Consider the following 13,171-nt stretch of genomic DNA (forward strand, 5'->3'; position numbering starts at 1 on the left):
TCAGGCTTTTTTCAACTCAATAACCGTAATTTCAGGCCAAATTCCTACTCTTCCTGGAAAAGCATGGTAACCAAATCCTCTATTTACATTAATATAACGCCCAAATTCTTGGTACAAACCAGCCCATTGTTTATACACATATTGCGATGGACTCCATTTAATCCAACCTGGAATTTCAATACCGAATTGTAAACCATGCGTATGACCGCTCAATGTTAATTGATAATTAAAAACGTCTTTTTTTACTTTATTTTCCCAATGACTTGGGTCGTGACTCATTAATATTTTAAAATCTTCTTTTTTTATTCCTTCGGATGCTTTGCCTAAATCGCCTGCTTTATTAAAGCCTCTCCCCCAATTTTCAACGCCAATTAAAGCTATTTTCTGTCCGTCTTTTTCAATATATCGATGTTCGTTTAATAACAATTCAAAGCCAATTTTAGGATGTAAATCTTTTATCGCCTTAAAATTCGCTTTTTTATCTGCATCGTTTTTCCATTTAGAATAATCGCCATAATCATGATTTCCTAGCACCGAATATTTACCAACAGGCGCTTCTAATTTTTTAAATACGTCAATCCAATTATCCATTTCGTGAGCGAAATTATTAACCAAATCGCCTGTAAATAGAATCATATCCGATTTTTGCTGATTTACCAAATCAACCGCATAGCTTATTTTTTCTTTATTGGTAAAACTTCCTGAATGAATATCGGTAATTTGTGTGATGGTAAAACCGTCAAAAGCTTCGGGTAAATCTTTAAACGACAATTGATATTTTAGTACTTTATAATTGTATTTTCCTTTAAAAATTCCATATAATAATCCCGCCAAAGGGATTGATGCCATTGCTAAGGCTATTTTTGCGATAAAAGTTCTTCGTCCCGCTAAAGGTTTTGTTTCTTCGGATGAAATATAAGAAATTCCCTTTTGAATCCATCGAAAAAAATCTTCGCCAAACAATACCAATAACATACATAACTTCGGAAGTAAAACGACTAAAAGCATTCCTACTGCCCATTGAAATTGTTTTGTTTGCCCTGAACTTCTATCCGAAGAAAATACCACGTAAAAAAAATTGATATACGCCAACAAACCTACAAACAGCCAACTATATTTAATAAACTTATTTTTAGTAATTGTTTTTATCGCCTGAAAAGCATAGGCTTCAAAAATAACAACAACAAATACGATACTTAAAATTGAAAGCAACCATCGAGACATATAACTATATTTAAAAGTAAGACAAAGATAGGTTGATTATTAAAATCAATTTTTAACGTCTTGTTAAAGTTTCGTAGCTTTGCCAACTGAATTAATGACTATTTTTTAGTTGTTCATTTCTTTTCAAAATAGCTTTTAAAAAAATATTCAACCACACTTCAACAGGCTTAAAAAACACCAATGGAAAATCAAAAACGACTTTTTTTACTAGATGCTTTTGCATTAATTTTTAGAGGATATTACGCATTTATTAAAAATCCACGAATTAACTCGAAAGGAATGGATGTTTCGGCAATTTTAGGATTTACCAATTCGATGTTAGATGTTATAAAACGGGAACGACCAGACCATTTAGCCGTCTGTTTTGACCGTGGTGGTTCTCTGGCTCGAAAAGAGGCTTTTCCTGAATATAAAGCCAACAGACAGGAAACTCCTGAGGCTATAAAAATTGCGATTCCATATATTGAAAAAATGCTAGAAGCGATGAATATTCCTGTGGTTGTAAAATCAGGATATGAAGCAGATGATATTATAGGAACACTAGCAAAAAAAGCCGAAAAAGCAGGATACAAAACTTTTATGGTAACCCCTGATAAGGATTTTGCTCAATTGGTTTCTGAAAATATTTTTATGTATCGCCCTCGTTTTGGTGGCGGATACGAAACTTGGGGAATTGCCGAAGTTCAAGAAAAATTTGGCGTAGAACGTCCTGAACAAGTGATTGATTATTTAGGAATGATGGGCGATGCGGTCGATAATATCCCTGGATTACCTGGTGTTGGTGATAAAACGGCGAAGAAATTTTTAGCACAATATGGTTCTATGGAAAATCTGCTAGCAAACACTGCCGATTTGAAAGGGAAAATGAAAGAAAAAGTAATTGCAAATGCTGAACTTGGGCTTTTATCAAAAGAACTTGCCACAATTATGTTAGATGTTCCTGTTGATTTTCATCAAGAAAATTTTGAAATGTGTCAGCCAAATATTCAAGCAACTGCCGATATTTTTAACGAATTAGAATTTAAACGTTTATCCGATACTTTTGTTCGAATTTTTACCGCCGCCGTTCCTGTAAAAACAGGCGAAAAAGCATCCGAAGAAAATACCGAAAATAAAGAAGAAACAACAGTCAAAGCAATTCCTACTACAGATTCTGATGGGCAGTTCGATTTATTTGCAACCCCAGGAACTGGAACTGTTAGTGAAGAAGCAGTTATTTCGGGGTTTAAAACTATTGAAAATACCCCGCATTTTTATCAACAGGTAAATTCTCCTTTATCAAGAAAAATATTACTAGAAAAATTAATGCAACAAAAATCGGTCTGTTTTGATACCGAAACTACAGGTTTAAAAGCCTTGGAAGTTGAATTAATCGGAATTTCTTTTTCTTGGGAAATAGGCAAAGGATATTATGTTTCTTTTCCTGAAAATCAAGAAGAAACAACTGCTATTTTAGACGAATTTAAACCGTTTTTTGAAGCATCAACTATTCAAAAAATTGGGCATAATTTAAAATATGATATCAAAGTTTTATCAAATTATAAGGTTGCTGTTAAAGGAAAATTATTTGATACCATGATTGCACATTACCTCATCAATCCAGATATGAGGCATAATATGGATATTTTAGCCGAAACCTATTTAAATTATCAACCTGTTCCAATTACTGAATTAATCGGAAAAAAAGGGAAAAATCAACTGTCAATGCGAACTGTTGAAATTGCCAAACAAACCGAATATGCGGTGGAAGATGCTGATATTACCCTACAATTAAAAGAGCATTTTACAAAAGAATTAGAAAGCGGAAATGTAACCAAGCTATTTAATGAAATTGAAACGCCTTTAGTATCGGTTTTAACAGCCATGGAAATTGAAGGAATTAACCTAAATGTGCCATTTTTAAAAGAACTTTCTGTTGATTTAACTAGCGACATTGAGCGTTTAGAAAAAAATATTTACCAGCAAGCAGGCGAAGAATTTAATATTGCTTCCCCAAAACAATTAGGAATTGTATTGTTTGAAAATATGAAATTGGTTGAAAAGCCGAAAAAAACCAAAACAGGGCAATATTCTACCGCCGAAGAGGTGCTTTCTCTTTTAGCAAAAGACCATCAAATTATTAGAGATATTCAAGAATATCGTCAGTATAAAAAACTCAAAAGCACCTATGTTGATGCTTTGCCGAATGAAATAAATTCAAAAACAGGACGCATTCATACATCTTATGCACAGGCGGTGGCATCCACAGGAAGATTGAGTTCGAATAATCCGAACTTACAAAATATTCCAATTCGTACCAAAAGAGGGCAGGAAGTTCGAAAAGCTTTTATCCCAAGAAATGAAAATTATGTGTTATTAGCTGCCGATTATTCCCAAATTGAATTGCGAATTATTGCTTCATTAAGCCAAGAAGAAACGATGATAGAAGCCTTTAAAAATGGCGAAGATATTCATGCTTCTACGGCATCAAAAGTGTTTAATGTTCCTTTAAATGAAGTAACTCGGGAACAACGTAGCAATGCAAAAACGGTTAATTTTGGTATTGTTTATGGGGTTTCGGCATTCGGATTGAGCAATCAAACAGATTTATCTCGAAAAGAAGCAAAAGCATTGATTGATACCTATTATGAGACCTATCCGAAGTTGAAAAATTACATGGCAAAACAAGTCGATTTTGCTCGTGATAATGGCTATGTAGAAACGGTTTTAAACAGACGCAGGTATTTGAAAGATATCAATTCGAGAAACGGAATGGTGCGTTCAGGAGCAGAAAGAAATGCTGTAAATGCACCGATTCAGGGAAGTGCAGCCGATATTATAAAACTAGCAATGATTAACATTTATAAGCGATTTGAGAAAGAAAATTTTAAATCGAAAATGCTATTGCAAGTACATGATGAATTGGTGTTTGACGCTCATAAAGATGAATTAGAAATTATCAAACCAATTATTAAGCAAGAAATGGAAAATGCCTTTAAAATGGAAGTTCCGTTGGATGTAGAAATCGGAATTGGTGAAAATTGGTTACAAGCACATTAATATTTATTATATAAAGAAAAGCAAGAGGAAATGGAAGTAGATTATATAGATAATGTCAATGGTTTTGATGAACATGTAGTACGTTTGTACAATTTCAATAAAGAGGAAGCGACTAAATTTAGAGACTTAATTAAAGAGACTGTTATCGAAAAAAAACAACGATTAGATGTATCTGAAGTTGATTTTATTGAAACTCGAAATTGTAATTTAATTTTTGGTTTATTCAAATCGGATGAAGGGATTTTAACCAAAGACAAGCATACGTTTTTTTGTGTGCTAACTTTAGCGGGGTTTGAAAATATGCTACAATTAATAGCGCCTTATTGCCAAAAAGAAACTAGAAGTTATCAGTATTTATATGATATTGATAATCCAACAGAATTGTTATTTTGCCCAACGGCTACTAGGTATGAGGGGGAATAATTCTTCTAAAAAAAATATAAGAACTTTAAAATTTTTTCACAAAAAAAGGTCAAGACAAGGGGTTAAAACCCCTTGTTTAATTTCTAAACTAACAAACTTATTCAACAATAAACACCTCATTCATTTCCCAATTGGCTCTTAATTTAAATGCCTTTTCAAAGTAAATAACTTTTTCGGGTTGTTGTTTTGATAAAAAATTTCCTGTATCCCAAATAGTATTTTTATTGGTGTCGATAATTGCTCGAATGGTGTATTCTTTGGGTGCTAATAAATCAAATATTACTTTTTCTGAACTATTAACATACTTAGTTTTTACCACTTCGCCTTTATCTAAAAGTTGCATAATTACAGGATGCTTTGTTTGTTTTTTTACCTCTAAAATAATGCTTCCGTAGTCTTCAACAGTTAGTGTTTTAAATTGATATTTTAACGTATCATTGCTAGTTTCATATAAATCCGTAATTCCTTTAGGCAAAACTGCCAATTTATAAAATGTTGAAGGTGTTTTTTCGAATAAAATAGCGAGCTTGTTTATGCGTTGTTTTTTTACTTGAAAGGGAATTGCAACGGTATCTTTATCTACTAATGAAAACTTTGATTTATCAAAAATTGTAATAGGATTATTAGTGCTTAAAAATAAGGTGTCTTTTAAAGGCAGAACACTTTTTACTTCTGATAAAATAGCCAAAGAATCGATTTGTTTTTTACGTAAACGTACTGTTATTGTATCTTTTAAATTGTTTTTTAAATTATTTTTATTGCTTACAATAAAATTTAACGAATCTTGTTTTACAGGGGTAAACCAATAATTAAGCGTGTCTTTGTCTTTTTCGTAGGCTGAAAATGATTTGAATGAAGCAGGAACTTTTGATAATAATTCGACTTTTAAGGCTTCTTTTTGTCCTTGATATCCGAATTGAATTTTTCCTTTTGAAACTTCTTTTCCTCTTTTAAATCGATACTGTTGTACTTCTTTAAAAAGTGTTATCGGATTTAAAATTAAGGTGTCTTTTGGCAATGAAATTGTGTCTTTATAAAAGCCTATTTCATCGGTTTTACTATTGAAAATATAATTGCTTGACGCTTCTTTTAAGGCTAATAATAAGTATTTTCCTTTGCGTAAATTGGTGAATTCAAAATTAGTAGAATCTAAAGTACTGCTAAGGTAATTTGGTTTTTGTTTGTAAATAATTGAATCGGTATAAGTGCTATCTAAACGATATAATAAAACGCTGATATTTTTAAGCTTTTTTTGTGTAAACGCTGGCGCTACTGAGCCTTTTAATTTTAATGAATCAATATAATTTCCTGTAGAAAAAACGTATTTAAAACTTTCTAGTTTATTATTTTCATTATTATCTTGTACTGCATTTCCAAAGTTAAAAGTATAGGTTGTATTGGTTTTTAGAGTGTCTAAAATTTCAATATTAATATACTTACTCGCAGTTCCTTGAGGTGTTATAATTGGTGGGTATTTTAAAGGAGGGGAAACAACTAATTGTTTCGACAATCCTTTTAAAACTACATATTCGTCAAATTCAATTTTAATATTTTTTTTATCAAAATGAATCGTTTTATAAGGCGGTTTTGCCGTCATCATAATTGGCGCATCTTCATCTTTAGAACCGCCTTCGGGTCTTCCTTTTCTTGCACAACTAATTATAACTACAGATGCTAAAACGACTAAAAATAACAACTTATTTTTCACAAATTAATTCTTTAAATATTCTTAAAATAGAACTTCAAAAGTAGTAAATTAAGCCTAACAAAATTATTCTTTTTTAGTGTAAGCCATCGTAGCAATACTAATAGTTATGTTTTTTGTTTTTAATAACTCTTCACAGCAAGCTACCAGGGTTGCTCCGGTGGTTAACACATCGTCAATTAATAAAACATTCTTACCTTCAAACACCTTAAAATCAATTAATTCAAAAGGTCTTTGAAGATTTTGAAATCGTTCAAAACGATACTTTGTTGTTTGTGTTTTAGCTGTAGTAGTTTTAATTAAAAATTCTGTTTTATAGGTTGTATTTAAAACAACGCTTAGTGTTTTACCAAATTCTGTAAGCTGATTGTAGCCTCTCTTTTTTAATTTAGTTTGATGTAATGGCACAGGAATTATATAATCGATATCTTTAAAAACACCTGATTTTTTTAAATTTTCACCAAACCAATTACCTATAAATTTACCTATTTCTGGTTGATTTCTATATTTTAATTCTTGAATTACTTTTTGTGTAATACCTTTTTTTTGATAATACAAAAACGAACGGACATTTTTCACCAAAATTTTACCATAAAAAGGAGCTAATAAACTATTGTTTATATAATCATTATTTTCTATAATAGGTAAGTTATTAGTACAGGTAATACACAAATAAGTTTCACTTTGTAATAATACTGTTGCACAATTAATACATAAATTAGGATAAAATAAATAGAATATATCTTTTAAATTTTGCATCTTTACGAACCTTATTTTAGCAGAAATATACAAAAAACATAACAAAATATTATTTTGAGTAAAAAATTTAATTTCTTTAAAGAAGCTGTAAAAAATTACAAAACATCAGGTACTGTTACCCCTAGTTCTAAATATTTAGCAAATAAAATGCTTCGGGGAATTGATTTTTCAAAAGCAAATGTTATTATAGAATTAGGCCCTGGAAACGGCCCTATAACACATAGTATTTTAAAGAAACTGAAACCTAAGGCTATTTTAATTTGCTTTGAAATTAATGATGCCTTTTATGAAGAACTGATCAAAATAAAAAACCCGCAGTTAATTGTTTTAAAAGCTTCTGCTGAGAAAATGGCTACCGAAATTGAAAAATTAGGTTATAAAAAAGCCGATCATATTGTTTCTAGCTTACCATTAACGATTATTCCAAAAGAAATATCGCATCGTATTTTAGTTGAAAGTTATAACCTTTTAAATAATAATGGTTTGTTTATTCAATATCAATATAGCTTAACATATTATACAAAATTAAAAGAAGTTTTTGGGAGTAACATCAAGTTAAATTTTGAATCACTTAACTTCCCCCCTGCATTTATTTATAACTGTATAAAAAACAGCATATTGGATTCTGAAAAGCCTAGTTTTTTATCAGAAAACCGATGAATGACTACAAAAAAATTAAAAAATACTGGTTTTATTACTTCTTGTATCATTAATTACGACAGGTATATTGTCATATAAAAATGCGAATGAGTATTCAGATTTAAAAATACCTTTTAATTCTGAAAAAAAGACCTAGAACTTGAATTAAACACTGTTTTAAAAAAATATGAAAAAGCACTTAATAAAAAAGGTGATGTTTCTTTAAATTTAAGAAACAAACTTCACGAAATAATTAAACTTAAAAGATACTATTCATAATTTAAAAGCTGAAAATTATCGATTATTGCGCTTTTACAAAAAAGCGTATTTTAATTTTAAATAGGCAAAATAAATTACTTTTTTCTTATATTGACTCCTTAAACTCAAAAAACAAACAATTAACATCAAAAAATGATAGTGTTACCGAAGTTTTAATTAAAAAATCTTTACATTAAGAAAAAAGGTTTTAAAATAAAAAATTTCCATTGCTCAAATTTTAAAAATATCTACAATAAAAGTAGTAGTAATGAAAAAAACGAAGTGGTAAATATACATATACTAATAGAGCGAGTAAAACAACTGCTTTTAAAATAAGGTTTAATTTACTCGAAAATAAAATCATTAAACCTCGTTTAAAACCTAATTTATGTTCAGGTTGTTTCACCAGTAAAAGAAATTTTATTAAAAAACAAGCAAAAAATACTTTGTAATAATATATTAGATACACAATAAAAAAAATCACCAATAATTTCATTCTTTAATATAGATAAAAACAATAATCATTATTACCCCCCTAAATTATGACTACTGAAAGAAAAAAAAGTGCTATAATTGTTTTACTATTACTAATAATGTTATCATTAACGTTATATTCTCTACAGAAAAAAAGCCAACATGACAATCTTCAAAAAGCCTTTAAAGAAGATAAAAATGACCTAGAAAAGGAACTTGATCAAATGATTAAAGATTATACCGATGTTGTAGTTCAAAAAAAAAGTATTTCAAAAAGACTACAGCTTGAACTTATTAAAATGAACAACCTTCGAGATTCTATTAAAATATTACAGGTAGACAATTATAGCTTAATACGTATTTACAGAAAGAAAATTAGCCGTTTAGAATATGAAAATAAACAACTATTTATCAAAGTAGATTCATTAAATACTGTTAATCAGCAATTAAATAAAAGAGATGTAATTACAGCTACTATTTTAGCACAAAAAGAAACCATAAATACTTCTTTAATCAATAAAAACAATAACTTAGAGAAAAAACAAAAAATACTTCAATCTAAAATAGATGCTGGTAGTATTCTAAAAACAAGTAGCATTAATGCCGTGGCTATGAAAGAACGCAGTAACGGAAAACTAACCTCAACATCAAGATCTAGCAGAACAGATGCCTTTAGAGTCAATTTCGATTTATTAGAAAATCCTATAGTTGACCCTGGTAAAAAAACAGTGTACATCCAAATTACAGATCAAAATAATAATGTTATTGCGCCAAAAGGAGTTACCAACTTAAAAAACGGTGCAAATATTCAATATACCGATGCTATTGATGTAACTTATAATAATGACAAATTAAATTTAGTATCGCTTATTTTAGTCAATAGAGATGATATCAATAAAGGAAAATATACCATTAGTACCTTTATAGATAAACTTTATTTAGGGGCAACTATTCTTAATTTAAGATAAAAAAATCACAAAAAAATAAAAAAATCATTTAATTAGTCACTTTTTCGTTTTAGAATAGTATTAGTTTAAATCCTTATTTTATTTTTGCATTATGGCAAAACAAGAAGATCACTTTAAAAAAGTAATATCACACGCAAAAGAATATGGTTATGTATTTCAGTCTTCTGAAATCTATGACGGTTTAAGTGCGGTTTACGACTATGCTCAAAACGGAGTTGAGTTAAAGAAAAACATTAGAGATTATTGGTGGAAAGCAATGGTGCAAATGCACGAAAACATTGTAGGAATTGATGCGGCAATTTTGATGCACCCAAATACTTGGAAAGCTTCAGGGCATGTCGATGCTTTTACCGATCCTTTAATCGATAATAAAGATTCTAAAAAACGATATAGAGCCGATGTTTTAGTAGAGGATTACTGTGCTAAAATTGAAACTAAAATTGAAAAAGAAGTTAAAAAAGCCGAAAAACGCTTTGGAGAATCTTTTAATAAAACAGAGTTTCTTGCAACAAACGGACGTGTTTTAGGTTATCAAGAAAAAATTAATACCATTTTATCTCGCTTAGGAAAATCTTTAGAAAAAGAAGATTTAGCCGATGTAAAATTATTAATTGAAGAATTAGAAATTGCTGATCCATTAACAGGTTCTAAAAACTGGACGGATGTTAAGCAATTTAACTTAATGTTTGGTACTAAATTAGGTGCTTCTGCTGAATCTGCAATGGATTTATACCTACGCCCTGAAACGGCACAAGGTATTTTTGTAAACTTTTTAAACGTACAGAAAACAGGAAGATTAAAAATTCCTTTTGGAATTGCTCAAACAGGTAAAGCATTTCGTAACGAAATTGTGGCACGTCAATTTATTTTTAGAATGCGTGAGTTTGAACAAATGGAATTACAATTTTTTGTAAAACCTGGAACGCAAAAAGAATGGTACAATAAATGGAAAGAAACCCGTTTAAATTGGCATTTATCATTAGGAATGGGCGCAGATAATTATCGTTTTCACGACCATGAAAAATTAGCTCATTATGCTGATTCTGCTGCTGATATTGAGTTTAAGTTTCCTTTCGGATTTAAAGAATTAGAAGGAATTCACTCACGTACAGATTTCGATTTAAAAGCACACGAAGAGTTTTCAGGAAAGAAATTACAGTATTTTGACCATGAAGATAACAAAAGTTATACACCTTGTGTAGTAGAAACTTCTATCGGATTAGACAGAATGTTTTTAGCTGTTTTTTCAAATTCTTTACAAGAAGAAGCTTTAGAAAACGGAACTTCAAGAACTGTTTTAAAATTACCTGCCGTTTTAGCACCAATAAAAGCAGCTATTTTACCATTAGTTAAAAAAGATGGTTTACCTGAGGTTGCTCGTAAAATTATGGAAGATTTAAAGTGGGACTTTAACGTAACTTATGATGAAAAAGATGCCGTTGGTCGTCGTTACCGTCGTCAGGATGCTAATGGTACACCATTTTGTATTACTGTTGATCATGATACTTTAAATGACAACGCTGTTACGATTCGTTATAGAGATACTATGGAGCAAAAACGTGTTCCAATTTCTGAATTAAAAGATATTATAAAACAAGAAGTTGATGTAAAAAATTGGTTACAAAAAATGTAATTATTTTACGATACTCAAAATAATAAAAATCCTACCAGTATTTACATGGTAGGATTTTTTACTTTTGTCCTATTAAAATCAAAATAATGAAAACTGCATTAAAAATATTATTCATCATCTTTTTACTTTGGATGTTTACAGGGGCTTATCTTTTAAATATAGAACATCCGAAGGCACAAATTGTAATGGGGCTTGGCGTTTTATACATGGCTTTTATATTAATGCCTATATTTATTTATTATCGATATAAAGATGAGAAATATAAAAAATATATTATCAATGACAACAAAATAAAAGAGTGGATTGACAATAGTAACGAATAAAACAAAAACGGCTTCATTTTTAAAAATAAAGCCGTTTTTATCGTAAAAATATTATTTTAAAATAATACTATCTTACTTTAAAGTAGCCGCGTAACCTGTTGGAAAATCAGCCGCTTTAGCCAATCCATTGGTTGCGCTCTCAAAGTTAGATCCGTAGGTTTTATCAATTGCCTTTAGCATTTCATTTGCCATTAAAGCATAACCTCTAGCTGTTAAATGAACACCATCTAAACTCACTAAACCACCTGTAATAAAAGTCGTTTTCAGAAAATAATTATCAAATTCTAAACCGCTAGTAGCAGCTTGTTTTAAAATAGCGTTAAAATCGACAAAAGCCAAGCCTTTTTGAGTTACAATATCTTTAATTGTAGTGTTATAAGCAGCTGTTGCCCTTTTAACTTTTTCAATTTCTTTAGTAGTTAATACCCACTTATCAGTTAATGGTAACGAAACTCCTTCTACGGAAAACATTCCTGCTAATTCTACAGGTAATCCTTGGCTCAATAAAAATTTCACTGAATTTTCATTTACTTTACCAATAATACTACTGCTTGGTAAAACTAATAAATCATCGGCTGTTGCTTGTCTTGCTTGCCCATAATAAGTTCCTAATAAACCTGCTACTTTTTGCAAAGTACTCGCATCGGTAGGCAAACCAAAGCCAGCTACAAAAGTAGTAAAAGTAGGGCTTGCTAATAATGTTCCGATTATTTGTGCTGTTTTATCTTCTAAAGCTTCATCTTTTATAACTACAGGACTAGCGGCATCTGCTACAAATACAATAGCACGTTCTGGCACGCCAATAGCAACAAATACATCGTTAATTGCACCAAATACATTATTTAAAGTAGGTATTTGTGCGCCAAAAGCAGGATCTGCTGGGTTTAAAGGAGCATAAGGCACTGTTGTAAAATAAGGTAGTGATGTAACCTCTGGTAAATTAGCGACAACTCCTTTAGCTCCATTGCTTGTTAGAGCTGTTACAGCTGTTGAAAAAACACTTGCAAAAACAGTAGGGTCTGTTATGTCTTTACTACCATAAGTTGCTGGATTTAAATTTCCTTTTTGGTCAACACCAACACCACCTGAAACAGCATAACTTAACACGTCATTTCCACCAATTTCTGATAACGAAAAGAAGGTTGGATTCTGTGCGATTACATCTTCTAAAACACTTGCCATTGGCGATGATGCCATTCTTATAAAATAAGGATTTGCGTTTGGTAACCCCGCTAATGCACCATAACCTTTTACTCCTAAATGATAACTTTTTAAACCAGAAACTCCCATATTATTGTAAGTCCCTACTTTAATATTTGATATTTCTGTAGTTGGTGTTACTCCTAACATTACAGGTACTGATCCATTAAAATAGAACCTAGGTGCTCCTTCTATTTTTCCACCAATTGTAAAGCCACCAAAATTATCGCTCATTAATGGCTGGGTAAATTTACCACCGCCTGCCATCGCAAATTTAGATGCTAAGGTTGCTGGAAATGAGTTTTTTTGAGCTGCTTTAAATACTGCTCCATCTGTATATCCTGCGGTAAAAGATGCGCCTACTGCTACATAATTTGAAAAATCAGCACTACCTGATTCTAAAGAAATTATGGTTTCTTTTTCATTTTTTTCTGTAATTGGATCTAAATCATTATTTACATCACAGGCTACCAACCCAATAAAAACTACCGATAACCATGTATATTTTAATGTCATTTTTTTCATT

Annotated in this window: 10 protein-coding genes; 6 read left to right on the forward strand and 4 right to left on the reverse strand. The window is 30.5% G+C overall.

Annotated features, from left to right (window positions below; genetic code table 11):
• A complete protein-coding gene (locus ABNT14_RS11510; protein ID WP_101903336.1) occupies positions 1-1,224 on the reverse strand; it encodes a metallophosphoesterase in 1,224 nt (407 codons plus the stop codon).
• A gap of 180 nt (positions 1,225-1,404) precedes the next feature.
• On the opposite strand from ABNT14_RS11510, the gene polA reads away from it, so the two are divergent.
• Positions 1,405-4,263 (forward strand): DNA polymerase I, encoded by a 2,859-nt coding sequence (gene polA, locus ABNT14_RS11515; RefSeq protein ID WP_101903337.1) that lies wholly within the window; start codon positions 1,405-1,407, stop codon positions 4,261-4,263.
• Positions 4,264-4,293: 30 nt separating this feature from the next.
• Positions 4,294-4,686 (forward strand): hypothetical protein, encoded by a 393-nt coding sequence (locus ABNT14_RS11520; RefSeq protein ID WP_101903338.1) that lies wholly within the window; start codon positions 4,294-4,296, stop codon positions 4,684-4,686.
• A 97-nt stretch (positions 4,687-4,783) separates the two neighbouring features.
• Here the strand turns inward: ABNT14_RS11520 and ABNT14_RS11525 are convergent, their stop codons facing one another.
• On the reverse strand, positions 4,784-6,394 hold the full coding sequence (locus ABNT14_RS11525) for an Ig-like domain-containing protein (protein ID WP_101903339.1): 1,611 nt from the start codon (positions 6,392-6,394) through the stop codon (positions 4,784-4,786).
• 63 nt (positions 6,395-6,457) lie between these two features.
• Positions 6,458-7,150 (reverse strand): ComF family protein, encoded by a 693-nt coding sequence (locus ABNT14_RS11530; RefSeq protein WP_101903340.1) that lies wholly within the window; start codon positions 7,148-7,150, stop codon positions 6,458-6,460.
• A gap of 54 nt (positions 7,151-7,204) precedes the next feature.
• On the opposite strand from ABNT14_RS11530, the gene ABNT14_RS11535 reads away from it, so the two are divergent.
• The 4 genes from ABNT14_RS11535 (at position 7,205) to ABNT14_RS11550 (ending at position 11,445) form a co-directional block, all read left to right on the forward strand.
• Positions 7,205-7,810, forward strand: coding sequence for a class I SAM-dependent methyltransferase (locus tag ABNT14_RS11535; RefSeq protein WP_101903341.1), 606 nt, complete (start codon positions 7,205-7,207; stop codon positions 7,808-7,810).
• A 779-nt stretch (positions 7,811-8,589) separates the two neighbouring features.
• A complete protein-coding gene (locus ABNT14_RS11540; protein ID WP_101903342.1) occupies positions 8,590-9,489 on the forward strand; it encodes a hypothetical protein in 900 nt (299 codons plus the stop codon).
• Between the two features lie 91 nt (positions 9,490-9,580).
• Positions 9,581-11,122: a glycine--tRNA ligase gene (locus ABNT14_RS11545; protein WP_101903343.1), complete on the forward strand. Its 1,542-nt coding sequence runs from the start codon at positions 9,581-9,583 to the stop codon at positions 11,120-11,122.
• A gap of 86 nt (positions 11,123-11,208) precedes the next feature.
• Positions 11,209-11,445 carry a hypothetical protein gene (locus ABNT14_RS11550; protein WP_101903344.1) on the forward strand — a complete coding sequence of 79 codons (237 nt, stop codon included), beginning with the start codon at positions 11,209-11,211 and terminating at the stop codon, positions 11,443-11,445.
• A gap of 72 nt (positions 11,446-11,517) precedes the next feature.
• Here the strand turns inward: ABNT14_RS11550 and ABNT14_RS11555 are convergent, their stop codons facing one another.
• Positions 11,518-13,161: an SGNH/GDSL hydrolase family protein gene (locus tag ABNT14_RS11555; protein ID WP_348719386.1), complete on the reverse strand. Its 1,644-nt coding sequence runs from the start codon at positions 13,159-13,161 to the stop codon at positions 11,518-11,520.
• Positions 13,162-13,171 lie beyond the last annotated feature (10 nt).

The organism is Tenacibaculum dicentrarchi, from assembly GCF_964036635.1.
GTDB lineage: Bacteria > Bacteroidota > Bacteroidia > Flavobacteriales > Flavobacteriaceae > Polaribacter > Polaribacter dicentrarchi.